The 22,451-nt window shown below is 64.7% G+C and carries 22 protein-coding genes; 16 read left to right on the top strand and 6 right to left on the bottom strand.

The features are described from left to right. Positions 1-26 precede the first annotated feature (26 nt). Together AB5K84_RS06480 and AB5K84_RS06475 are read left to right on the top strand one after the other, a co-directional pair. Entirely contained in the window at positions 27-1,256 is a 1,230-nt protein-coding gene (locus AB5K84_RS06480; RefSeq protein ID WP_011090553.1) for an ABC transporter substrate-binding protein, read from the top strand. Positions 1,257-1,453: 197 nt separating this feature from the next. After that, the gene (locus tag AB5K84_RS06475; RefSeq protein WP_011090554.1) at positions 1,454-2,737 is read left to right on the top strand and encodes a glycerate kinase type-2 family protein; all 1,284 of its coding nucleotides are present in this window, start codon (positions 1,454-1,456) and stop codon (positions 2,735-2,737) included. 356 nt (positions 2,738-3,093) lie between these two features. Here the strand turns inward: AB5K84_RS06475 and AB5K84_RS06470 are convergent, their stop codons facing one another. Next, positions 3,094-3,627 (bottom strand): MarR family winged helix-turn-helix transcriptional regulator, encoded by a 534-nt coding sequence (locus tag AB5K84_RS06470; protein ID WP_011090555.1) that lies wholly within the window; start codon positions 3,625-3,627, stop codon positions 3,094-3,096. A 177-nt stretch (positions 3,628-3,804) separates the two neighbouring features. Here AB5K84_RS06470 and AB5K84_RS06465 point away from each other — a divergent pair, with 177 nt between their 5' ends. The 3 genes from AB5K84_RS06465 to AB5K84_RS06455 are packed head-to-tail and all read left to right on the top strand — an operon-like array spanning position 3,805 to position 7,350. Continuing rightward, entirely contained in the window at positions 3,805-4,845 is a 1,041-nt protein-coding gene (locus AB5K84_RS06465; protein ID WP_028173794.1) for a branched-chain amino acid ABC transporter permease, read from the top strand. 7 nt (positions 4,846-4,852) lie between these two features. After that, positions 4,853-6,622, top strand: coding sequence for a branched-chain amino acid ABC transporter ATP-binding protein/permease (locus AB5K84_RS06460; RefSeq protein ID WP_011090557.1), 1,770 nt, complete (start codon positions 4,853-4,855; stop codon positions 6,620-6,622). Then, a complete protein-coding gene (locus tag AB5K84_RS06455; RefSeq protein ID WP_011090558.1) occupies positions 6,619-7,350 on the top strand; it encodes an ABC transporter ATP-binding protein in 732 nt (243 codons plus the stop codon). The genes AB5K84_RS06460 and AB5K84_RS06455 overlap by 4 nt, the downstream gene beginning before the upstream one ends. A 153-nt stretch (positions 7,351-7,503) precedes the next feature. On the opposite strand, the gene AB5K84_RS06450 is transcribed toward AB5K84_RS06455, so the two are convergent. Continuing rightward, entirely contained in the window at positions 7,504-8,127 is a 624-nt protein-coding gene (locus tag AB5K84_RS06450; protein WP_011090559.1) for a pyridoxamine 5'-phosphate oxidase family protein, read from the bottom strand. 121 nt (positions 8,128-8,248) lie between these two features. Here AB5K84_RS06450 and AB5K84_RS06445 point away from each other — a divergent pair, with 121 nt between their 5' ends. Further along, positions 8,249-9,133, top strand: a complete 885-nt coding sequence (locus tag AB5K84_RS06445; RefSeq protein WP_011090560.1) for a LysR family transcriptional regulator — start codon at positions 8,249-8,251, stop codon at positions 9,131-9,133. A gap of 86 nt (positions 9,134-9,219) precedes the next feature. On the opposite strand, the gene AB5K84_RS06440 is transcribed toward AB5K84_RS06445, so the two are convergent. Both AB5K84_RS06440 and pobA read right to left on the bottom strand, forming a co-directional pair. Beyond that, positions 9,220-9,639 (bottom strand): PaaI family thioesterase, encoded by a 420-nt coding sequence (locus AB5K84_RS06440; protein WP_011090561.1) that lies wholly within the window; start codon positions 9,637-9,639, stop codon positions 9,220-9,222. A 227-nt stretch (positions 9,640-9,866) separates the two neighbouring features. Next, a complete protein-coding gene (gene pobA / locus AB5K84_RS06435; RefSeq protein ID WP_011090562.1) occupies positions 9,867-11,036 on the bottom strand; it encodes a 4-hydroxybenzoate 3-monooxygenase in 1,170 nt (389 codons plus the stop codon). Between the two features lie 265 nt (positions 11,037-11,301). Between pobA and AB5K84_RS06430 the strand changes: the two genes are divergently transcribed. The 10 genes from AB5K84_RS06430 (at position 11,302) to AB5K84_RS06385 (ending at position 21,346) form a co-directional block, all read left to right on the top strand. Further along, positions 11,302-12,318 carry a TRAP transporter substrate-binding protein gene (locus AB5K84_RS06430; protein ID WP_011090563.1) on the top strand — a complete coding sequence of 339 codons (1,017 nt, stop codon included), beginning with the start codon at positions 11,302-11,304 and terminating at the stop codon, positions 12,316-12,318. 285 nt (positions 12,319-12,603) lie between these two features. Next, positions 12,604-13,113 (top strand): TRAP transporter small permease, encoded by a 510-nt coding sequence (locus AB5K84_RS06425; protein WP_011090564.1) that lies wholly within the window; start codon positions 12,604-12,606, stop codon positions 13,111-13,113. A 2-nt stretch (positions 13,114-13,115) separates the two neighbouring features. Next, on the top strand, positions 13,116-14,435 hold the full coding sequence (locus AB5K84_RS06420; protein WP_011090565.1) for a TRAP transporter large permease: 1,320 nt from the start codon (positions 13,116-13,118) through the stop codon (positions 14,433-14,435). A gap of 237 nt (positions 14,436-14,672) precedes the next feature. Beyond that, on the top strand, positions 14,673-15,131 hold the full coding sequence (locus tag AB5K84_RS06415) for a DUF3237 domain-containing protein (RefSeq protein ID WP_011090566.1): 459 nt from the start codon (positions 14,673-14,675) through the stop codon (positions 15,129-15,131). Positions 15,132-15,210: 79 nt separating this feature from the next. Continuing rightward, complete coding sequence (locus AB5K84_RS06410; RefSeq protein WP_011090567.1) at positions 15,211-15,891, top strand: DUF2270 domain-containing protein; 681 nt, start codon at positions 15,211-15,213, stop codon at positions 15,889-15,891. Between the two features lie 129 nt (positions 15,892-16,020). After that, entirely contained in the window at positions 16,021-16,830 is an 810-nt protein-coding gene (locus tag AB5K84_RS06405) for a crotonase/enoyl-CoA hydratase family protein (protein ID WP_011090568.1), read from the top strand. Further along, a complete protein-coding gene (locus AB5K84_RS06400; RefSeq protein WP_011090569.1) occupies positions 16,827-18,710 on the top strand; it encodes a feruloyl-CoA synthase in 1,884 nt (627 codons plus the stop codon). The genes AB5K84_RS06405 and AB5K84_RS06400 overlap by 4 nt, the downstream gene beginning before the upstream one ends. A 25-nt stretch (positions 18,711-18,735) precedes the next feature. After that, positions 18,736-19,497 carry an SDR family NAD(P)-dependent oxidoreductase gene (locus AB5K84_RS06395; protein WP_011090570.1) on the top strand — a complete coding sequence of 254 codons (762 nt, stop codon included), beginning with the start codon at positions 18,736-18,738 and terminating at the stop codon, positions 19,495-19,497. 183 nt (positions 19,498-19,680) lie between these two features. Further along, on the top strand, positions 19,681-20,100 hold the full coding sequence (locus AB5K84_RS06390; RefSeq protein WP_011090571.1) for an acyl-CoA thioesterase: 420 nt from the start codon (positions 19,681-19,683) through the stop codon (positions 20,098-20,100). A gap of 94 nt (positions 20,101-20,194) precedes the next feature. After that, entirely contained in the window at positions 20,195-21,346 is a 1,152-nt protein-coding gene (locus tag AB5K84_RS06385) for an ABC transporter substrate-binding protein (RefSeq protein ID WP_011090572.1), read from the top strand. Positions 21,347-21,422: 76 nt separating this feature from the next. Here the strand turns inward: AB5K84_RS06385 and AB5K84_RS06380 are convergent, their stop codons facing one another. Next, positions 21,423-22,151: a glutathione S-transferase family protein gene (locus tag AB5K84_RS06380; RefSeq protein ID WP_011090573.1), complete on the bottom strand. Its 729-nt coding sequence runs from the start codon at positions 22,149-22,151 to the stop codon at positions 21,423-21,425. Positions 22,152-22,182: 31 nt separating this feature from the next. After that, a complete protein-coding gene (locus AB5K84_RS06375; protein ID WP_011090574.1) occupies positions 22,183-22,446 on the bottom strand; it encodes a hypothetical protein in 264 nt (87 codons plus the stop codon). Positions 22,447-22,451 lie beyond the last annotated feature (5 nt).

Below are 22,451 nucleotides of genomic sequence, written 5' to 3'. Positions count from 1 at the left end.
CACACCAAGAAAATAGGGAGATAGGAATGCCCGCTGTCACCGGCAAACTTGCGGCCGCGTCACTGGCGCTTGCGCTCGTTGCGGCCTCGGCCTCCACTGCATCGGCCCAGAAGAAATACGATACCGGCGCGACCGACACCGAGATCAAGATCGGCAACATCATGCCCTACAGCGGACCGGCCTCCGCCTACGGCATCATCGGGCGAACCGAAGCCGCCTATTTCAAGAAGATCAACGAAGAGGGCGGGATCAACGGCCGCAAGATCAACTACATCAGCTATGACGACGCCTATTCGCCGCCGAAGACGGTCGAGCAGGCGCGCAAGCTGGTCGAGAGCGACGAGGTGCTGTTCATCTTCAACTCGCTCGGCACGCCGCCCAACTCGGCGATCCAGAAGTACATGAATTCGAAGAAGGTGCCGCAGCTGTTCGTCGCCACCGGCGCCACCAAGTGGAACGATCCGCAGAACTTCCCCTGGACCATGGGCTGGCAGCCCAACTACCAGAGCGAGACGCAGATCTACGCGAAGTGGCTCTTGAAGAACAAGCCGGACGCCAAGATCGCCGTGCTCTACCAGAACGACGATTACGGCAAGGACTACCTCAAGGGCCTGAAGGACGGCCTGGGAGCCAAGGCTGCCTCGATGATCGTGATCGAGGAGAGCTACGAGACCTCCGAGCCGACCATCGACAACCACATCGTCAAGCTGAAATCGACCGGCGCCGACGTGTTCATGAACATCACGACGCCGAAATTCGCGGCGCAGGCGATCAAGAAGAATTCCGAGATCGGCTGGAAGCCGCTGCACTTCCTCAACAACGTCTCCGCCTCCGTCGGCAGCGTGATGAAGCCCGCCGGCTTCGAGAACGGCCAAGACATCATCTCGGCCGACTATCTCAAGGACGTGTCCGATCCGGCATGGAACAATGACGCGGGCATGAAGGAATTTCTCGCCTTCATGACCAAGTACTTCCCGGAAGGCGACAAGCTGGACAAGGGCACCATCGTCGGCTTCGCCGTGGCGCAGACGGTGGTTCAGGTCCTCAAGCAGTGCGGTGACAATCTCACGCGCGAGAACATCATGAAGGAAGCCGCCAACCTGAAGAACTTCCGCACCGAGGCGCTGCTGCCCGGCATCCAGATCAACACCGGGCCGAACGACTTCGCGCCGATCAGCCAGCTCCAGCTCGAAAAGTTCAAGGGCGAACGCTGGGAGCTGTTCGGCGACGTGATCAGCGCCGACGCCGGCGGCTAGCCGTCCAGCAACATCCAGTTGCGCGAAAGGCCCCCCGCGAGACCATCGCGGGGGGCCTTTTTGTCGCGCGGCGATTATGATCACGCGATTGCACAATCGAATGATGGTAAACCCTGCTTACGCTTTCGCGCATGATACGGTAGGCAGGTGAACGGCGAATTCGCCGCCATCGCTTCAGTCTGCTCAAGGCCATCGTCATGACCGACCGACGTCCCCTGCTCCGCGCGCTCTACGACGCCGCCGTTGCCGCCGCGCATCCGAGTACAATTCTGGCGCCGCATCTGCGGCCGGCCCCGACAGGACGCGTGATCTGCCTCGCCGCCGGCAAGGGCGCCGGCGCGATGGCCGCGGCCGCCGAGCGGCATTATCTCGACACGCTGAAGCTCGCGCCGGAGCGGCTGGTTGGCATCGCCACCACGCGCCACGGCTACGGCGTGCCGACACGCCGCATCCGCGTGGTCGAAGCCGGCCATCCCGTGCCCGATGAAGCCGGCCTCAAGGGCGCGGCCGACACGCTCGCGCTCGCGGGCGAGGCCGGGCCCGACGACCTGCTTCTGGTCCTGCTCACCGGCGGTGGCTCGGCGAACTGGATCGCGCCGGTGGACGGCATCAGTTTCGCGCAGAAGCAGGCGGTCAACAAGGCGCTGCTGCGTTCGGGCGCGCCGATCGGCGAGATGAACGTCGTGCGCAAGCATCTGTCGCGCATCAAGGGCGGGCGGCTGGCGCGCGCCGGCAGGAACGCCGCCGAGATCGTGACGCTCGCGATCTCCGACGTGCCGCATGACGATCCCTCCGCGATCGCCTCCGGCCCCACCGTGCCCGATCCGACCACGCTGGCGGATGCGCGCGCGATCGTGGCCAGGTACAAGCTCGATATCGACCATGCCGTGCGCCGCGCGCTCGACAATCCCGATAACGAAAGCTGCAAGCCGGATGATGCCGCCTTTGCGCGCGCATCATTCGAATTGATCGCGCGGCCCAAGCAGTCGCTCGACGCCGCGGTGAAGCTCGCCAAAGAGGCCGGCTACGAGACGATTGATCTCGGCGCCGATCTCGAAGGCGAGGCGCGCGAGGTCGCGGCCCATCATGCCGGACTCGCGTTGCAGGCGCGTGCGCAGGGCAAGCGCATCGCGATCCTCTCCGGCGGCGAGCTCACGGTCACCGTGCGCGGCCAGGGGCGCGGCGGTCCGAACCAGGAATACGCGCTGGCGCTCGCCGGCCTCTTGAAGGACACGGCCGGCATCTCCGCGCTCGCGGGCGACACCGACGGCGCCGACGGCGGCGCCGGCCACCCTACCGACCCCGCAGGCGCGCTGATCGACGCGGCCACGTTTGCGAAGATGAAGGCGCTGGCACTCCAGCCGCAGGCCTATCTCGACAACAACGACGCGACGACGTTCTTCGAGGCGACCGGCGATCTGCTGATGCCCGGCCCGACGCTGACGAACGTGAATGATATCAGGGTGATCCTGGTGGATTGAGCGAGCGCTTCTCGCTCCGCTGCGTTCCCTCCCCCTTGCGGGGCAGGGCTATCGCATGTGGTTTGCATGATGCGGCGGCATCGGCACTCGGCTCCCTCTCCCGCTTGCGGGGGAGGGCTGGGGTGGGGGTGTCTCCGCGTCGGGATTGCCTGGGATTGCGGAGAACGTCCCTGCGTGGCGAGAGCCCTCACCCGCCGCGCTCGGGACGATGCTTCGCATCGCCCGGGGCGCGTCGGCCTCTCCCGCAAGCGGGAGAGGCGGAGCAAACCCGCGGACAATTCTCGTGAAATCCACATGCGATAGCCCTGCCCCCGCAAGGGGGGAGGGAGCAGAGAGAGCGTGCGGTTAAGCCCAGCTCAAAACTCGTTGGCGATCTTCGAGAGCATCTCGATCAGGGCTTCGCGGTTGGCCTGGCCGAGCAGGTCGTTCAGCCGCGCCTCGTGCTTGGTGGCGACGAGCTTTTTCGCCCGCGTCAGCACAGCCTTGCCCTTGTCGGTCAGGACCAGGATATGCGAGCGGCGGTCGTTGGTGGAACGGATCCGCGCACAAAGGTCGCGGCTTTCGAGATTGTCGAGCATGGCCACGAAATTCGGGCGCAGGATGCCGAGGGTGGAGGCGATCTCGGTCTGGTTCCGCCCCGGGTTCTTCTCGACCAGCAGCAGCACCGAGAACTGCGCGGGGGTGAGCTGGAGCGAGGCCATGCAGCGCAGGAAGTTCTCGAACACCTTGAGCTGCGCCCGCTTCAGCACATAGCCGAGCTGTTCGGAGAGCTCGCCGAGCTGGAGGGCATCGGTAGAGCCCTGGCCCTGGGCCTCGGCCGCGTCCTTGCGGCCCTTGGCCGAGTCAGCCGGTTTTTCTGAAGACTTTTCAGCGGTTTTGGAAACGGTCATCGCCTCGTGCTCGTAATCCCGCTAAATTCGGGGCGGGTCGCCCGCCACCCTTGAAGTTATATTTGATAATTGTTATGCACCATATCAAATATCGTCAGCGTATTTCAATGGCTGTGAGGGACCATCCACCGCGATTGCGGAGACCGGTCCTTAATCTTTGAGGGGGAGCGTCCGGTCTTGAACACCACTATCATGCTGTTCCTGGTGCAGGACGGCATCACCAATGGCGCGATCTATGCGCTGCTCGGCCTCGCGCTGGTGCTGGTGTTCGCCGTTACCCGCGTGATCCTCATTCCCCAGGGCGAGTTCGTTACCTATGGCGCGCTGACCTATGCCTCGCTGGCCGCGGGCCAGATGCCGGGCACGGCAAAGCTCGCGCTCGCCCTCGGCATCGGCGCCTTCGGCTTCGACCTGTTCGTGGCCCGCAAGGCGCTGCATGGCCGGCTGATCCTGCGCAGCGTCCTCACCAATATCGTGCTGCCGGCCATCGTGCTGGCGCTGACAATCTACTTCGCCGCCCAGAAGCCGCCGGTGGCGGTCTGCATCGCGCTGTCGCTGGTGATCGTGGCGATGATCGGCCTGTATCTCTACCGCATCGCGTTCCAGCCGCTGGCGCACACCTCGGTGCTGGTGCTGCTGATCGCCTCCGTGGGCGTCCACCTCGCGCTGCAGGGACTGGGCCTGCTGTTCTTCGGCGCCGAGGGCCAGCGCGGACCTGCCGTGCTGTCCGGCTCTTTCACCGCCGGCGCGCTGCGTTTCACCGGCCAGAGCATCACCGTCTACGCCATCACCATCGCCTTCATCGTCGGGCTCTGGCTGTTCTTCGGCCTGACGCTCTACGGCAAGGCGCTGCGCGCGACCGCCGTGAACCGGTTAGGGGCGCGGCTCGCTGGCATCCGCACCACGCTGTCGGGGCAGATCGCCTTCCTGCTGGCGTCCGTCATCGGCGCGCTGTCGGGCATCATGATCGTGCCGATCACGACGCTCTATTACGACAGCGGCTTCCTGATCGGGCTGAAGGGTTTCGTTGCCGCGATCATCGGCGGCCTCGTCAGCTACCCCCTCACCGCCGTCGCCGCGCTGGTCGTCGGCATCGTCGAGGCGTTCTCGTCCTTCTACGCCTCCAACTACAAGGAAGTGATCGTCTTCATGCTGCTGATCCCCGTGCTGCTGCTGCGCTCGCTCGCCGCGCCCGCGGTCGAGGAAGAGAAGGACTGACGCTAAGATGCAGAGCCGGCTCCCCATCCTCGTCTTCGCGCTTGTCATGGCGGCGATCCCGTTTGTCCCGGGCATGCCGCCGTTCTGGATCGTGCTGCTCGACAATATCGGCCTTGCCGCCCTCGTCGCGATGGGCCTCGTGCTGCTGACGGGCGTCGGCGGCCTGACCTCGTTCGGACAAGCCGCCTTCGTCGGCTTCGGCGCCTACACCACCGCGGTGCTGTCGACGAGCTACGGCCTGTCGCCCTGGCTGACGCTGCCGTTGTCGCTCGTGGTCAGCGGATCGCTGGCGGTGCTGCTTGGCCTCGTCACCGTCCGCCTCTCCGGCCACTATCTGCCGCTCGGCACGCTCGCCTGGGGGCTCGGCCTGTTCTATCTCTTCAGCAAGCTGGAGTTTTTGGGCCGCAACGACGGCATCTCGGCGATCCCGCCGCTGTCGATCGGCGCGTTCAAGATGCTCTCGCCCGGCTCGATCTACTACGCGATCTGGGTCGCCGTGATCCTCTCGGCCCTGCTCACGATGAACCTGCTGGACTCCCGCACCGGCCGCGCCATCCGCGCGCTCAGGCGCGGCCATGTCGCCGCCGAGGCGTTCGGCGTGCACACGCCGCGGGCAAAGCTACTGGTGTTCATCCACGCCGCGGTGCTAGCCGGTCTCTCCGGCTGGCTCTATGCCCACCTTCAGCGCGCGGTGAACCCGACGCCGTTCGGCGCACAGGCCGGCATCGAATATCTCTTCATCGCGGTGGTCGGCGGCGCCGGCTATGTCTGGGGCGGCGTGCTGGGCGCGGCGATCGTCGTGGTCCTGAAAGAGGTGCTGCAAAGCTATCTGCCGCTGCTCCTGCCGGGTTCCGGCCAGGTCGAGACCATCGTGTTCGGCATCATGCTGGTGGCGCTGTTGCAACTCGCGCCCGGCGGCGTCTGGCCCTGGCTGATGTCGTTCCTGCCCGAGCCTACCCGCGGCAGGAAGCCGGACACCTCGCTGAAGCTGGAGCAGCGCACCCGCGCGCCCGGCGAAGCCAGCGTCCTGCTCCAGGTCGAGAAGGCACGCAAGCAATTCGGCGGCGTGATCGCGGTCAACAACGTTTCCTTCGAGGTCCAGGCCCGCGAGATCGTCGCGCTGATCGGGCCGAACGGCGCCGGCAAGAGCACGACGTTCAACCTGATCACCGGCGTGCTGTCGGCGACCTCAGGCTCGATCTCGGTGCTTGGCAAGAGGCTCGACAACGCGCCGCCGCAGGAGATCGTCAAGCTCGGCATCTCCCGCACCTTCCAGCACGTGAAGCTGGTCCCCGACATGACCGTGCTGGAGAACGTCGCTATCGGCGCGCATCTGCGCGGTCATTCGGGGCCGATCTCCTCCATGCTGCGGCTCGACCGCGCCGACGAGGCAAAGCTGCTCGCCGAGGCCGCACGCCAGATCGAGCGCGTCGGGCTTGCCGACCAGATGCACCAGCTCGCAGGTTCGCTCTCGCTCGGCCAGCAGCGCATCGTCGAGATCGCGCGCGCGCTGTGCGTCGATCCGATGCTGCTGCTGCTCGACGAGCCGGCCGCCGGCCTGCGCCACATGGAGAAGCAGCAGCTTGCCAGGCTGCTGCGCGAATTGCGCGACGGCGGCATGAGCGTGCTGCTGGTCGAGCACGACATGGGCTTTGTCATGAACCTCGCCGACCGCATCGTCGTGCTCGATTTCGGCACCAAGATCGCGGAGGGCACGCCCGCCACGATCAAGACCAATCCCGAAGTGATCAAGGCCTATCTCGGAGTGGCGGCATGAGCGCGCTGTTGTCCGTCACCGACGCGCATGTCGCCTACGGCAAGGTCGAGGCCGTGCGTTCGGTCTCGCTCGAGGTCGGGGCGAACCAGATCGTCACCATCGTCGGCGCCAACGGCGCCGGCAAGACCACGCTGCTGTCGGCCATCATGGGCATTCTGCCGCTGAAGGGCCGCGTCGCCTTCGCAGGCCAGGACCTCGCCCGGCTCGACATCGAGGACCGCGTCGCGATGGGCCTCGGCCTCGTCCCGGAGCACCGCGAATTGTTCGTGACCATGAATGTCGAGGACAATCTCGAGCTCGGGGCCTTCCGCATCGAGCGGAGCAAGTCGAAGGCCTCGATGGAGCGGGTCTACACGCTGTTCCCGCGGCTGAAGGAGCGGCGCAAGCAGCTCGCCGGCACGCTCTCCGGCGGCGAGCAGCAGATGCTCGCGATGGGTCGCGCGCTGATGGGCGAGCCGAAGCTCCTGATGCTGGACGAACCGAGCCTCGGTCTCGCCCCGATTATCGTCGCCGACATCTTCCGCATCGTCACCGAGCTCCGCACCGCCGGCGTCTCGGTGCTGCTGGTCGAACAGAACGCGCAGGCCGCGCTCAAGATCGCGGACCAGGCCTATGTGATGGAGCTCGGCGAGTTCGTGCTCAGCGGCAAGGCCAGCGACATCGCCGCGAACGAACGCGTTGCGGCGAGCTATCTCGGCTTCCAGCACGAAGGTGCGAGCGTTCTGTAGTTCTGAGGCGTCGCCACGAACTCAACTGTCATCGTCCGCGAAGGCGGACGATCCAGTACTCCGAGAAGACCGTGGTCGAATCGATAGGTCGCTGCGTACTGGATGCCCCGCCTTCGCGGGGCATGACACCGAAGAATGCGACGAGATTCGCGCCTAGATGCTCGCCGCCTTCTCCTTCAACGCCGCCACCTCCGCTTCCAGCTCGGCGATCCGCTGATCCCTCGCCGCCAGCGCGGCCGCGACATCCGTCGCATCGAACTTCTGCGGAATGTGCTGCGGGCAGTTGGTGTCCCAGGCCGCGATCTTGAACAGGATCACCTGCTCCGGCCGCGCGCGATATCCCTTCGGCATCAGCGACGTCGTCAGCGCATCGTCATCCTCGACCACGCGCGCCTCGCCCCAGATCTTCACCCGGCGGCGATGGGCGTAGTCCATCACGAAGATGTAGGCCTTGGGATTTTCGGACAGGTTTCCCTGCGTGATGTATTGCCGGTTGCCGGCGTAGTCCGTGAAAGCCAACGTCTGCTTATCCAGCACCTTCAAAAACCCCTTCGGCCCGCCACGGTGCTGGATATAGGGCTGGCCATCGGCAGAGGCGGTGGCGAAATAAAAGCTGTTGGCATCGGCCAGGAACGCTGCGAGGTTCTCATCGACCTCGGTGCGCCAGCCGCGCTGCTCGGCATGGGCATAGCCTTCGCGCGATCCCTTTCGGGTCTGGATCGATTTCACCGCCGGCGTGAACGCCACGTCGCTGGCGTAGGTGAGGGTTGCCGTCATCGGAACATCTCCTGGAATCCCGGCGCATTTCTGCGTCTTTCGGCGATTAAAATGGACCTTTCGGCGTTTAAAACAATCCGCCGGCTTGACACTTCATCATTGCAATATATGCAATAATGCCATGGACCGCCTGGAAGCCATGCACGTGTTCGTCACCGTTGCCGATCTGCGCGGCTTTGCGCCGGCGGCGCGCAAGTTGCACCTGTCGCCCTCGGCGGTGACGCGGCTGATCGCGGCGCTGGAAGAGCATCTCGGCGCCCGGCTGTTGCAGCGGACCACGCGGCAGGTGACGCTGACCGATGTCGGCACACGCTATCTGGAGCGCGCGCGGCGCATTCTCGCCGATGTCGAGGAGGCCGACGGCTCGGCGCGGGAAGAGCGTAACCGGCCGAGCGGGCGGCTGGTGGTGTCGGCACCGGTCGGCTTCGGCCGGCTGCATGTCGGGCCGGTCATGACCGCCTATCTGAAGCGCTATCCCGAGGTTGCCGGCGAATTGCGGCTGTCCGACCATCTCGTCAATCTCGTGGAAGACGCCGTCGATGTGGCGGTGCGGATCGGCCATCTCGCCGATTCGTCCCTCGTCGCGCGCCAGGTCGGCGAGATGCGGCGGATCGTGGTGGCCGCGCCCGGCTATCTGAAGCGCCATGGCGAACCGAAGACGCCGGAAGCGCTCGCCTCGCACCAGACCATCCAGTTCGGACCATCCGCCAGCTGGCATTTCATGCAGGACGGCCGCGACATCGAGGTGACGACGAACCCGCGCCTCACCAGCAATAGCGCTGACGCCGCCCTGCAATATGCCGAGGCCGGCGGCGGCGTCACGCGGGTGCTGGCCTATCAGGCCGCCGAGGGCTTGAAGCGCGGGCGGCTGAAGGTCGTGCTGGCGAAATACGAGCAGCCGGCGCTGCCCATCCATGTCGTCTATCCGACCTCGCGCCTGCTCTCGGCCAAGGTGCGCGCGTTCGTCGATCTCGTGGTGGAGACGGCGGAGTGGCGGTTTGGGTGAAGGCGGTCATTCCGGGGCTCGCAAAGCGAGAACCCGGAATCTCGAGATTCCGGGTTCGATGCTTTCGCATCGCCCCGGAATGACAGCTAGCCCTTCTTCGGCACCACCCGAAACGTCCCGCTGGCCCGCGCTATCACGGTGTCGTCGGCCTTGACCAGGCACTGCGCGAAACAGATCGTGCTGCCGGTCTTGATCACCTCGCCCTCGACCGCGAGCCACTGGCCGATTTCGGCGGCGCCGACATAGTCGACCGACAACGAGATCGTGACGAAGGACGTCGTCCAGCCGGTCGCCTGTGCGCAGCTGTAACCCATGGCGGCATCGGCGAGCGCCGCGATCAGTCCGCCATGGATGAGCCCGCGCGCGTTGGTGTGCGGCTTGGCCAGGCGCAGGCCGATGATCACGGCCTTGTCGGCCTTCTTCGAGTAGAGCGGCTCCCAGGGATCGGTGAGCGGGGCTTTGCGGAAATGCGGCTCGAAGCCGGCGGGAATGTCGGTGGCGGTCATCGCTGTCTCGCGTTGCTGGTTGCCAGCATTGAACGCGATGGGCGTGGCGGACGCATCACCTACAAAGTTTTAAACGGAATTTGCGCGGGTGTTTGAAACGGGCGGCGGCGTTGCGAGGAATGCAACGCCCGTAGGGTGGGCAAAGGCGCAACGCGCCGTGCCCACCATCTCTCCACAAACGCATAGCTGGTGGGCACGCTTCGCTTTGCCCACCCTACGGCACTTCTCTAAAACGGCAGCCCCACATAATTCTCCGACAGCGACGACATCGCGGCCTGCGACTGCGTGACGTAGTCGAGTTCGGCGAGCTGGATGCGGGCGCCGATGGCGCCGGTGTCGGGGAATTTGTGCAGCATCGAGGTCATCCACCAGGAGAAGCGCACCGCCTTCCAGACGCGCGCCAGTGCCTTGGCGGAATAGGCGTCGATGCCGGCGCTGGACTTCTCGTCGTAGAATTCGCGCAGCGCGCTCGACAGATAATGCGCGTCGCTGGCCGCAAGGTTCAGTCCCTTGGCGCCGGTCGGCGGCACGATGTGGGCGGCATCGCCGCACAGGAACATTTTGCCGAAGCGCATCGGCTCGGCGACGAAGCTGCGCAAGGGGGCGATACTCTTCTCGATCGAGGGACCGGTGACGAGGCTGTCGGCGGCCTCCTGGTCGAGCCGACGCTTCAATTCGTCCCAGAAGCGGTCGTCGGGCCATTGGTCGACATGGTCGTCCAGCGAGCACTGCACATAGTAGCGGCTGCGCTTCATCGAGCGCATGGTGCAGAGCGCAAAGCCGAGGGCGTGGTTGGAGTAGATCAGCTCGTGGCTGACCGGCGGCGTCTCGGAGAGAATGCCGAGCCAACCGAACGGATAGACCCGCTCGAACTCCTCGATCGCCGAGGCCGGAACGCTGGCGCGGCTGACGCCATGAAAACCGTCGCAGCCGGCGATGAAATCGCAATCGAGCGTGTGGGTGACGCCGTCCCTGACCCAGGTTACGCGCGGGTGACTGCCGTCGAAATCATGCGGTCGCACGTCCTTGGCCTCGTAGACCGTATCGAGGCCGGCCGCCTTACGCGCGTTCATCAGGTCGAGCGTGACCTCGGTCTGGCCGTAGATCATGACCGTCTTGCCGGTCGCGGCCTTCATGTCGATGCGATGACGGCGGCCGGAAAAGGCCAGCTCAATGCCCTCATGCACCAGGCCTTCGGCATGCGCCCGCACGCCGGCACCGACCTGGTCGAGCAGCGCGACGGTTCCCTCCTCCAGAAGACCGGCGCGGATGCGGCCGAGCACGTAGTCCGGGCTCTGCCGCTCCAGGATGAAATTGTCGATGCCGTAATTGTGCAGCAGTTGCCCAAGCAACAATCCAGCCGGCCCGGCCCCGATGATTGCGACTTTTGTCCGCAATACTTGCTCCTCCCGATCCTGTAGGCTTTCGTCGCGGCTCGCTTGTCGCGATGATCCGCGCAAGTTAATTATATCATATAACGGTTGGGCAAAAGGGGAGTGCTGGTCGCGCTAGCATCGACAAATCCATGCAACATGGCTGACGTACAGGACGCGACAACGTGCGCGCCAATTCCGGCTTGAACGCGCCGGCCAATTAGATAACATGTTAAATAACGAGACCGGGCCATCGAAGCCCGCCGTCGAAAACAGGGAGAGACGTGTGATGAGGAAAGCCTGTCTGGCTTTGTTGCTCGCAGCAAGCGTGACGCCGGCGTTGGCGCAGGACAAGACCTTCGACTTGAAGATCTCGCACTGGGTGCCGGCATCGCACCCGCTGCAAAAATCGCTGGAAGACTGGGTGGCCGCGGTGAACAAGGATTCCGGCGGCACCATTACGGGCAAGGTGTTTCCGGCCCAGCAGCTCGGCAAGGCGTTCGATCATTACGACATGGCGCGCGATGGCATCGCCGATGTCACCTATGTCAATCCCGGCTATCAGCCCGGCCGCTTCCCGATCGTCGGCGCCGGCGAATTGCCGTTCCTGATCTCGGATGCCAAGGGCGGCTCGATGGGGCTCGACGCCTGGTATCGCAAATATGCCGAGAAGGAGATGAAGGACGTCAAATACTGCCTCGCCTTCGTCCACTCGCCCTCCTCCTTCCATTCCAAAACCAAGAAGATCGTGATGCCGGAGGACGTGAAGGGGCTGAAGATCCGTCCCGCGCACGCCACCATGGCGAACTTCGTCACCTCGCTCGGCGGCACCAATGTGCAGTCCTCCGCGCCCGAAGTGCGCGACATCATCGAGCGCGGCGTCGCCGACGGCGTCACCTTCCCATGGGGTTCCCTCGTGCTGTTCGGCATCGACAAGGTGACCAAGTACGACATGGAGGCGCCGCTCTACACCACGACCTTCGTGTTCGTGATCAACAAGGACAAGTACAATGCGATGTCCGACAAGCAGAAGGCCGCAATCGACAAGAACTGCTCGGTCGAGATGGCCGGCGTGGTCGGCGAGCACTGGGGCAAGTTCGAGGACGCCGGCGTCGACAAGGTGAAGGCGGAAGAGGGGCACGAGGTCTACAAGCTGACACAAGAGCAGACCGCGGCCTGGAAGAAAGCCGCCGAGCCGCTGGTCAAGACCTGGGGCGACGGCGCCAAGAAAGCGGGCGCCGATCCGGACGCCGCGCTGGCGGATTTGAAGGCCTCGCTGAAGAAGTACAACGCGCTGGCGGAGTAGCGCTTCGTTGAAACAGATGCGGCGGCGAGAGACATCTCGCCGCCGTCATTCTGCAAGTGCGCTGTTAGGAGCGCACGACGCTTCCTCCCCCTCTCCCCGCCTGCGGGGAGAGGGTTGGGGTGAGGGGGAGTCTCCGCGGGGACGGTGAAAGTTGGACTCGCGGAGAGCCCCCCTCACCCGGAATCCGCGCTTGCGCGCGCATTCCGGCCTCTCCCCGCAAGCGGGGAGAGGCGAACGACCGCCTTCTGAGCCGAGAGCGAGAATGACATCACTCAGGACACACCCATGAAGCGCGCCTGGATGGATCGCTTTATCGACACGATCGAATGGATCGCGGCCGGCTTCGTCGGCCTCGTCGCGCTCGACATCTTCGTGTCGGTTCTGCTGCGCAACACGCTGAACTATTCGATCCCCGACAGCTTCGACATCGGCCGCATGCTGCTCGGCATCCTGATCTTCTGGGGCATCGCTGCGACCTCCTATCGCGGCACCCACATCACGGTCGACCTGGTCTGGGGCAATGTCGAGCCGCGCTATCAGCGCTGGATCGACGTGTTCGCGACCCTGGTGCTGCTGTTCGTCGTCACGGTGCAGACCTGGACCCTGTTCGACAAGGTGCGCGGCACCTACAACGACAACGTCCAGACCTTCGACATGCACATGCCGACCTGGCCGTTCTTCGCGATTGCCTGGATCGGCGACGTCTCCGCCGTGCTGCTGATCGCGATCCGCACCTACCGGCTGATCTTCCATCCCGAAGAAATGCACGACCCCAAGCTGAAGGCGACGGAGTAATCATGAGCACCGATGCCGTCGCCGTAATCGGCTTCGTTTCCCTGTTTGCGTTGATGCTGCTGCGCGTGCCCGTCGGCATGGCCATGGGCCTCGTCGGCGTCTCCGGCTTCTCCTATCTGGTCGGCGCCACGCCGGCGCTGAAACTGGTCGGCCAGACCTCGATGCGCACGGTCACCGACTACACGTTCGGCGTCATCCCGATGTTCCTGCTGATGGGCTCCTTCGTCAGCAATTCCGGCATGAGCCGCGAGCTGTTCCGCGCCGCCAACGGGTTCGTCGGACATTTGCGCGGCGGGCTCGGCATCGCCACCGTCGGGGCCTGCGGCGGCTTTGCCGCGATCTGCGGCTCCTCGGTTGCGACCGCCGCGACCTTCTCCGCCGTCGCCTACCCCGAGATGCGCCGCTTCGGCTATCCGCAGTCGTTCGCCACCGGCGTGATCGCGGCCGGCGGCACGCTCGGCGCGATGCTGCCGCCCTCCACCGTGCTGGCGGTCTACGGCATCATCACCGAGCAGGACATCGGAAAACTCTTCATCGCCGGCATCATTCCGGGCCTGCTGGCGATGACCATGTACATGATCACGATCGCCCTGATCGGATACTTCCGGCCGGACTTCCTGCCCAAGGGCAAGGTGCTGCCGTGGCGCGAGCGCTTTGCCGGCCTGAAGGAGATCTGGGCCCCGGTCCTGCTGTTCGTCTTCGTCATCGGCGGCCTTTACGGCTTGCCCTTCCTGCCGCGCTTCACGCCGACGGAAGCCGGCGGCGTCGGGGCCACCGGCGCCTTCATCATCGGCGTCTTCACCGGCCGGCTCGACCGCGAGAAGATTTTGGCCTCGCTGCTCCAGGCGACGCGCACCGCCGCCGCGGTGTTCACCGTGCTGATCGGTGCGCTGATCTTCGGCTATTTCCTCACGGTGACGCAGACGCCGCAGAAGGTGACGGAATTTTTGACCGGCCTCGGCCTCGGCCCCTACGGCGTGCTGGCACTGATCATGGTGATGTATCTCGTGCTCGGCTGCCTGATGGACGCCATGGCGATGATCATCCTCACCGTGCCGATCATCTTCCCCGTCATCATGCATCTCGGCTTCGACCCGATCTGGTTCGGCGTCATCATCGTGATGACCGTCGAGCTCGGCCTGATCCACCCGCCGGTCGGCATGAACGTCTTCGTCATAAAAAGCGTGGTGAAGGACGTCTCCTTCTCCACCATCTTCAAGGGCGTGATCCCGTTCGTGGCGACGGATCTGGTGCGGCTGGTGATCCTGATCGCCTTCCCGCTGCTGGCGACCTGGCTGCCGACGCGGATGATGGCGCATTAATGATGGATTGAATGCGGGTTCTCGCCGCAACGGCGGTGATCTCCCTCGCCCCGCTTGCGGGGAGAGGGTTGGGGTGAGGGGGAGCCTCCGCGAGGACGGTGACAGTCGGACTCGCGGAGACTCCCCCTCACCCGGAATCCGCGCTACGCGCGCATTCCGGCCTCTCCCCGCAGGCGGGGAGAGGCGAAGACACCGGCGCCTTCTGACCGTGTGACCGTGTGACCGTTGGAGTGACACATGACCCCCACCCTCGACACCAAATACGTCTTCACCATCACCGCCCGCATCGGCGACGTCGTCACCGCCGGCGAGACCGGCATCGGGGTCCGCCGCATCATTCCGATCATCGGCGGCGAGGTGACGGGCGCGGTCACCGGCAAGGTGCTGCCGTTCGGCGCCGACTTCCAGACCATCCGCCCCAACGAGCTGATCGACCTAGAAGCGAAATACGCCTTCGAGACCGCCGACGGCGCCATCGTCTATGTCGAGAACAAGGGCATCCGCTTCGGCCCGGTCGAGCTGCTGCAAGAGCTCAAGCGCGGCGAGCCGGTCGATCCGAAACTGATCTATTTCCGGACCGTGCCGCGGTTCGAGACCGGGCATGAAAAGTATCGCTGGCTGATGGAGCACATTTTTGTAGCTTCAGCCGCACGCCACGCGGACCGCGTCGTGATCGACGTCCATCAGGTGATGTGAGGAATCGGTCTTTGACCCAGGGCGAACCTGGTTCAGAATGTGATCTGCACCAAGTTGTGCAGACCACGGGAGTCCCACCATGTCTCTTATGGCTTCCAGCGAACCAGTCCCCCAACACACCTTCGACTCCGCCGAAATGGGCGCCATCGCTCATCTCTACCGCGGCGAGGTCTATCGATCGACGATCTGGCGAACGCGGCTCGACAACACGACCAATTGGGCGATCGTCACGATGGGCATCGCGCTGTCGACGACATTTTCGAGCCCGGAGGCTTCGCCTCTACCACTCGTGCTTGTCGGACTGCTCCTTGCCGTGTTCCTTGGTATGGAGGCGCGGCGTTATCGCTATTTCAATGTCTGGCGTGCCCGGGCTCGTTGGCTGGAGAGGAATTTCTATGCGCCAATCTTCACCGGTGAAGCGCACGACGATAGCTGGAAGGCCGTTCTCGCGCGCGACTACACTGCGCCCCGCCATCACATTTCATTTGTCCGCGCTACCGGACGGCGGTTGCGTCGCAACTACGTCTGGATATTCGCCATCCAGGCGACAGCCTATTACGGCAAGATTGCAATCCATCCGACGCCTGCAATGACCTTGACGGAACTTATCGATCGCGCCGCCGTCGGACCGATTCCCGGCTGGGTCGTTCTGATCGTAGGCTTTGCCTACAATTTCGGGTGGCTGGCGTTTGCGCTCGGCACGATGTGGCTCGACCGGCGCGAGCACGGGACCAAGGGCGACCGGGTGGCGATGGGCTGATGACATCGGCGGCTACCCGTTCCCCGGGGGAGCCGAGACGAGCGTAGCTGCCCCGACGCCAGGGAGGGCCTCCCTTGTTGACTCCTTGTAAATTCGTTATACAACATAACTATTCTGATAAGGACGCAAATGACACAGGGAAACGCCGAGACCGCTGACGCGGGTGCCTCCGGGCTGTTGAGGATCGAGCGGGCCGACAGGGTTCTGACCGTGGGCCTGAACCGGCCGGCCAAGCGCAATGCGCTCAATGACGGCATCATCCTGGAAATCGGCGAGTGCTTTGCGTCCCTGCCCGAGGATATCGGCGCGGTCGTCATCCACGGCATCGGCGACCATTTCTCCTCCGGCCTCGACCTGTCCGAACTGACGGAGCACGACGCGACCGGCGGGCTGCTCCATTCGCAGATGTGGCACCGGGTGTTCGACCGCATCCAGTATAGCCGCGTGCCCGTGATCGCCGCGCTCCGGGGTGCCGTGATCGGCGGCGGGCTGGAGCTCGCCTGCGCCGCCCATATTCGCGTCGCCGAGCCCTCGACCTATTTCGCGCTGCCGGAGGGGCAGCGCGGCATCTTCGTCGGCGGCGGCGGCTCGGTGCGGCTGCCGCGGCTGATCGGCGTTGCCAGGATGATGGACATGATGCTGACCGGCCGCGTCTATAGCGCGACCGAAGGCGCTTCCTACGGCTTTGCGCAATATCTGACCGAAGCCGGCAACGGGCTCGGCAAGGCGCTTGAGCTTGCGACCAAGATCGCCTCCAACGCGCCGCTGACGAATTTCGCCGTGCTCCAGGCGCTGCCGATGATCGCGGAAGCCAATCCGCAGACCGGCCTGTTGATGGAATCGCTGATGGCCACCGTCGCCCAGAGCGACAAGGAAGCAAAGCGCAGGATCCGCGAATTCCTCGAGCACAAGACCGCCAAGGTGAAGCCAAAGTCATGAATGCACAGCCGTCCTCTTCCGGCACGGAGCGCGGCGCAAGCACTTTCCCGCTGCGGCCGATTTCGTTCGGCGATCCCGTCGTCAATATCGAACGGCGTGAGGACGGGACGATCTACCTGCGGCCGAAGCAGCCGCTCGGCGACTATTCCGTCCGCATCACCGACCGTCTGCATCATTGGGCGACGACGACGCCGGACCGCGTCTTCATGGCGGAGCGCGAAGGCGGCCGCGGCTGGCGCAAGATCACCTATGCCGAGCTGCTCACCGCGAGCCGGCACATCGCCTCGGCGCTGATCCAGCGCGGCTTGTCGGCGGACCGGCCGGTGGTCATCCTCTCCGGCAATTCGATCGACCATGCGCTTTTGGCCTTCGGCGCGTTCTATGCCGGCGTTCCGTTCTGCCCGGTGTCGCCGGCCTATTCGCTGGTGTCGAAGGATTACGGCAAGCTCTCCTATCTGATGAAGCTCTTGACGCCCGGCCTCGTCTTCGCCGAGGACGCCGACAAGTTCTCGGATGCGCTCGCTGCCAATGTTTCGCTCGGCACCGAGATCGCCGCCTCCTACGGCCATGTGGCGGGCCGCGACGTCACGCTGCTCGCCGACCTCATGGCGACGCCGATCCGCGGCGATCTCGACGAAGTCCACGGCAAGATCGGCCCCGATACGATCGCGAAATTCCTGCTGACGTCGGGCTCGACCGGCAATCCCAAGGCCGTCATCAACACCCAGCGCATGATCTGCGCCAACCAGGTGATGCTGCGCGAGACCCTCGCCTTCCTCAAGGACGAGCCGCCCGTCATCATCGACTGGCTGCCCTGGAATCACACCTTTGGCGGCAACCACAATATCGGCCTGACGCTCTACAATGGCGGCTCGATGTATCTGGACGCCGGCAAGCCGATGCCCGGTGGCATCGAGGAGACCGTGCGCAATCTCCAGGAGATTTCGCCGACCGTCTATTTCAACGTGCCGAAGGGCTATGAGTCGCTGCTGCCCTATCTGCGCGACGACCAGGGCCTGCGCGCGAAATTCTTCGACCGGCTGCATGCGATGTTCTTCTCGGGCGCGGCGCTGTCGCCGTTCGTCTGGGACAGCCTCGACGAGCTCGCGGTGAAGGAAAAAGGCTATCGCGTGCCGATGCTGACCGGCCTTGGCGCGACCGAGACCGCGCCGTTCTTCATGTCGGTCAATCCGCGCACCAGCCGCTCCGGCCATGTCGGCCTCCCCGTCTCCGGCAACGACGCCAAGCTGGTGCCGAACAACGGCAAGCTCGAGGTCCGCGCCAAGGGGCCGAACGTGATGCCCGGCTACTGGCGCCAGGCGGATATCACCGCAAAATCCTTCGACGAAGAAGGATTCTACAAGTTGGGCGACGCGCTCAAGCCTGCCGATCCCGATGATCTCAACGCCGGCTTCGATTTCGACGGCCGCGTCAGCGAGGACTTCAAGCTCGCGAGCGGTACCTGGGTCAGTGTCGGCCCCTTGCGCGCGCGCTTCGTTGCGGCCTGCGCACCGCTGGTGCGCGACGTCGTCATCGCCGGCATCAACCGCGACGAGGTCTCCGCGCTGGTCGTGCTCGACCTCGACGGCTGTAGGCTGGTCAACCCGACGCTGCCGGCCGACGACCTCGTCGTCGCGACGCGCGACCGGCTGGTGCGCGAGGCCTTTCGCGAGCGCCTGACCCGTTTCCTCGGCTCGGCCACCGGTTCCTCGACGCGGATCACGCGCGCGATCCTGATGGACACGCCGCTCTCGATCGACAAGGGCGAGGTCACCGACAAGGGCTCGATCAACCAGCGCGCGGTGCTGGAGCATCGCGGCGCGCTGATCGACGAGCTCTACGCTGCCAATCCATCGGACCGTGTGATATCGGTCGGCTAAGAAACCATCGCTACAGGAGAACGCCATGTTGTTGAAGGATCAGGCAGCCATCGTCACCGGCGGCGCATCGGGGCTGGGCGCGGCGACCGCGCGAAAACTGGCGGCGCAGGGCGCCAAGGTCGCGGTGTGCGACCTCAATGCCAAGCTCGCCGAAACCGTCGCCGCCGAGATCAAGGGCGTGGCGGTGACCTGCGACGTCTCCGACGCCGCTTCCGCTGAAGCTGCGATCGCGCAGGCGACCAAGGCCCACGGCCCCGCGCGCGTGCTGGTCAACTGCGCCGGCATCGGCGTGGCAAAACGCGTCGTCGGCCGCGACGGCCCGATGGCGCTCGCCGATTTCGACAAGGTAATCAAGGTCAACCTGATCGGCACCTTCAACATGCTCCGCCTCGCCGCAACCGAGATGTCCAAGCTCGAGCCGCAGGCGACCGGCGAGCGCGGCGTCATCATCAACACCGCCTCCGTGGCCGCCTATGACGGCCAGATCGGCCAGTCGGCCTATTCGGCCTCGAAGGGCGGCATCGTCGGCATGACGCTGCCGATCGCGCGCGAGCTCGCACAGTTCGGCATCCGCGTGCTGACGATCGCGCCCGGCCTGTTCCTCACCCCGCTGCTCGCGAACCTGCCGCAGGAAGCCCAGGATTCGCTCGCGGCCGCGATCCCCTTCCCGCGCCGGCTCGGCAATGCCGACGAGTTCGCCGCGCTCGCGCTGCACATGGTCGAGAATTCGTACCTCAACGGCGAGGTGGTGCGCCTCGACGGCTCGCTGCGCATGGCGCCGAAGTAAATTCATGAGCGATATTGCAGCAGCGTCCTCGACCTTACCTCTCCCATTGGGAGAGGTCGGCGCGCAGCGCCGGGTGAGGGGCTTTGCACTATCGAGAGACCGAAACCGCTCACCCGAATTGCTGCGCAATTCGACCTCTCCCTACGGGAGAGGTGAGAGCCGGCCCCAACGAGTACCAACCACATGTTCGTGAACCGGCGCGACGTACAGATCCAATGGGGCGATTGCGACCCCGCCAACATCGTCTATTACCCGCGCTATTTCAGCATGTTCGACGATTCGACCTCGGTCCTGTTCGAGAAGGCCGGCTTCTCGAAGCAGGACCTGGTCCACAAATACGGCCTGGTCGGTATCCCCATGGTCGACACGCGGGCCAAGTTCTACATCCCCTCGACCCATGGCGACTGGATCACCATCGAGACGAAGATCGAGAGCATCAAGCGCTCGAGCTTCGAGGTGAAGCACAATGTCTACAAGACCGCCGATCTCGCCATCGAGGCATTCGAGACCCGCGTCCTGGTCGGCCGCGACCCGGCCAATCCGGAGAAGCTGAAATCGGCACCGTTTCCGGCGGAAATGGTGACCAAGTTTACGGGAAGTTAGATCGGGGAGCTAAATCGCCGCATCACCAAAAGAGGGGGCTGAATTACCCCCCGATTTCTGCTTTCAAAGAAACACGTCAAGGGAGGAACAATAGATGAAACGCTTTTACCTGACCGCCGCGATCGCCGCGGCGACGCTTGCCCTGCCGGCCCTGCCCGCGCTGGCGCAGACCAGCGAAATCACCATCGGCATCACCACCACCACGACCGGCCCGGGCGCCGCCCTCGGCATTCCCGAGCGCAATGCGCTGGAGTTCGTGCCGAAGGAGATCGGCGGCGTGCCGCTGAAGGTGATCGTGCTCGACGACGGCGGCGATCCCACCACCGCGACCACCAACGCCCGCCGCTTCGTGACCGAATCCAAGGCCGACATCATCATGGGCTCGGCGCTGACGCCGCCGACCATCGCGGTCTCCAACGTCGCCAACGAAGCCGGCATTCCGCATTTCGGCCTCGCGCCGTTCCCGATCACGCCCGAGCGCATGAAGTGGTCGGTGGCGATGCCGCAGCCGATCCCGATCGTGGGCAAGGTGCTATACGACCACATGAAGTCGAAGGGTGTGAAGACCCTCGGCTATATCGGCTACTCCGATTCCTACGGCGACCTCTGGTTCAACGACCTGAAGGCGCAGGCCGTGCCGATGGGCATGACCATCGTGGACGAGGAGCGCTTCGCCCGTCCCGATACGTCGGTGACCGGACAGGTGCTCAAGCTCGTCGCCGCCAATCCCGACGCGATCCTGGTCGGCGCCTCCGGCACTGCGGCCGCGCTGCCGCAGACCGAGCTGCGCGAGCGTGGCTACCAGGGCCTGATCTACCAGACCCATGGCGCCGCCAGCATGGACTTCATCCGCATCGCCGGCAAAGCGGCCGAAGGCGTGCTGATGGCCTCGGGCCCCGTCATGGACCCCGAGGACCAGCCGGACGAAGCCGCCACCAAGAAGCCGGGCCTCGCGCTCAACTCGGCCTATGAAGGCAAGTACGGCCCGAACAGCCGCAGCCAGTTCGCCGGCCATTCCTATGACGCCTTCGAGATCCTGAAGCGAGTCATCCCGACCGCGCTGAAGACGGCCAAGCCCGGCACGCCGGAATTCCGCGAAGCGATCCGCCAGGCGCTGCTGTCGGAGAAGGAATTGGCTGCGAGCCAGGGCGTCTACAACTTCACCGAAAAGGACCGCTACGGCCTCGACGAGCGCTCGCGCATCCTGCTCACGGTGAAGAACGGCAAGTACACGCTGGTGAAGTAAGCGCTGCGACAGTTTCGAGACGACGAGAGCCGGCCCGATGGGCCGGCTCTTTTCTTTTGGCTTCCTTGAGGCGACGCTAAGCCGCCTGCCGCAGCGGGGTCCAGGCGAACTCCGGATAGTAATTGTCCATCATGCGGTCGACATAGGCGGTGAGGTTCGGGAAGCCCTCGGCCCGCTGCCGCAAACCGGATTCGAAGAACGGCGTCAGGATTCCGGCGAGTGCGCCGAAGGCGGTGGCATCGACACCACAGGGCTTGTTGCCCATCAGATAGGCCTTGTCGCCGAGTTGCACCGAAAGCGCGAACAGCGAGCGCACCGCGAGATCGACGTCGTCGTCCGGTGCGTGGCGGCCGAGCCCGGAGAGCAGATAGTTCTCGGCGACACGGAATTGCGCATCCTCGCGCAATTTTTCGCGATTGTGTTCCGGCGCGCCGTCGAAGAAATGCGACGGGCCCTTGGCGAAGTTGATCGGATCGACCCAGCGCGCGCCGACCAGCGCCCAATAGACGTGATGCTCGATCATGCGCTCGAACGCCCAGGCCTGTGCGCGCTCCTGCAACGAGAGCCCGGCGTCGAAATCGAAGCCGTAGCGGCGCTCGATATGGGCGCGGATGAAGGTGGAATCGGCCACCGCCTCGCCGCCGTCGTCGATGAACGGCAGCTGCCCCTTGGGGGAGGCGGGCGGCATCGCACGCTCCTTCCGGTAGGGCAGTCCCGCCATCTTGAGCTGCACCTCCGTCTTGGTGACGAAGGGGCTGATTTCCGGCAGGCCGAAGCCGGTGCCAAAGCCGTAAAGCGTGATCATAAAGCTCTCCTGAAGAAAGAGTTGACGGAACCTAACCGCGGGCTGCTGCCACCATGGTGGCAGCAGCCGTGATATCTTCTGCGAAACGGGCCCCTCGCCAGGCGCGGCCCATGATGTGGCGGACCAGCGCGTCCGCAGCCTGGATCAGCGAGCGTGTCACCATGGTCGCGAGCGCAACGCGGAGGTCGACGACGGTGAGATCGAAAAACATGAGCCGGCTGAAGGCCAAAGCGTGCAGCACGGCCTGCGCCCGCCACAGCGGACCGGCCGGGCTGAAATGGGTTGGGATGATCATGGACA

This window comes from Bradyrhizobium sp. 1200_D9_N1_1 (assembly GCF_052075915.1).
GTDB lineage: Bacteria > Pseudomonadota > Alphaproteobacteria > Rhizobiales > Xanthobacteraceae > Bradyrhizobium > Bradyrhizobium diazoefficiens.
Note: the sequence above shows the minus strand (reverse complement) of the source record. Positions and strands in the feature narration are given on the sequence as shown.

Excerpts from the sequence above, each read along its gene's own strand:
- AB5K84_RS06460 (WP_011090557.1), top strand. The coding sequence starts at position 4,853 with ATGCAGAGCCGGCTCCCCATCCTCGTCTTCGCGCTTGTCATGGCGGCG.
- AB5K84_RS06405 (WP_011090568.1), top strand. The coding sequence starts at position 16,021 with ATGACACAGGGAAACGCCGAGACCGCTGACGCGGGTGCCTCCGGGCTG.
- AB5K84_RS06450 (WP_011090559.1), bottom strand. The coding sequence starts at position 8,127 with ATGACGGCAACCCTCACCTACGCCAGCGACGTGGCGTTCACGCCGGCG.
- AB5K84_RS06415 (WP_011090566.1), top strand. The coding sequence starts at position 14,673 with ATGACCCCCACCCTCGACACCAAATACGTCTTCACCATCACCGCCCGC.
- AB5K84_RS06420 (WP_011090565.1), top strand. The coding sequence starts at position 13,116 with ATGAGCACCGATGCCGTCGCCGTAATCGGCTTCGTTTCCCTGTTTGCG.
- AB5K84_RS06395 (WP_011090570.1), top strand. The coding sequence starts at position 18,736 with ATGTTGTTGAAGGATCAGGCAGCCATCGTCACCGGCGGCGCATCGGGG.
- AB5K84_RS06475 (WP_011090554.1), top strand. The coding sequence starts at position 1,454 with ATGACCGACCGACGTCCCCTGCTCCGCGCGCTCTACGACGCCGCCGTT.
- AB5K84_RS06445 (WP_011090560.1), top strand. The coding sequence starts at position 8,249 with ATGGACCGCCTGGAAGCCATGCACGTGTTCGTCACCGTTGCCGATCTG.
- AB5K84_RS06400 (WP_011090569.1), top strand. The coding sequence starts at position 16,827 with ATGAATGCACAGCCGTCCTCTTCCGGCACGGAGCGCGGCGCAAGCACT.
- AB5K84_RS06385 (WP_011090572.1), top strand. The coding sequence starts at position 20,195 with ATGAAACGCTTTTACCTGACCGCCGCGATCGCCGCGGCGACGCTTGCC.
- AB5K84_RS06380 (WP_011090573.1), bottom strand. The coding sequence starts at position 22,151 with ATGATCACGCTTTACGGCTTTGGCACCGGCTTCGGCCTGCCGGAAATC.
- AB5K84_RS06425 (WP_011090564.1), top strand. The coding sequence starts at position 12,604 with ATGAAGCGCGCCTGGATGGATCGCTTTATCGACACGATCGAATGGATC.
- AB5K84_RS06410 (WP_011090567.1), top strand. The coding sequence starts at position 15,211 with ATGTCTCTTATGGCTTCCAGCGAACCAGTCCCCCAACACACCTTCGAC.
- AB5K84_RS06390 (WP_011090571.1), top strand. The coding sequence starts at position 19,681 with ATGTTCGTGAACCGGCGCGACGTACAGATCCAATGGGGCGATTGCGAC.
- AB5K84_RS06375 (WP_011090574.1), bottom strand. The coding sequence starts at position 22,446 with ATGATCATCCCAACCCATTTCAGCCCGGCCGGTCCGCTGTGGCGGGCG.
- AB5K84_RS06430 (WP_011090563.1), top strand. The coding sequence starts at position 11,302 with ATGAGGAAAGCCTGTCTGGCTTTGTTGCTCGCAGCAAGCGTGACGCCG.
- AB5K84_RS06440 (WP_011090561.1), bottom strand. The coding sequence starts at position 9,639 with ATGACCGCCACCGACATTCCCGCCGGCTTCGAGCCGCATTTCCGCAAA.
- AB5K84_RS06480 (WP_011090553.1), top strand. The coding sequence starts at position 27 with ATGCCCGCTGTCACCGGCAAACTTGCGGCCGCGTCACTGGCGCTTGCG.
- AB5K84_RS06470 (WP_011090555.1), bottom strand. The coding sequence starts at position 3,627 with ATGACCGTTTCCAAAACCGCTGAAAAGTCTTCAGAAAAACCGGCTGAC.
- AB5K84_RS06455 (WP_011090558.1), top strand. The coding sequence starts at position 6,619 with ATGAGCGCGCTGTTGTCCGTCACCGACGCGCATGTCGCCTACGGCAAG.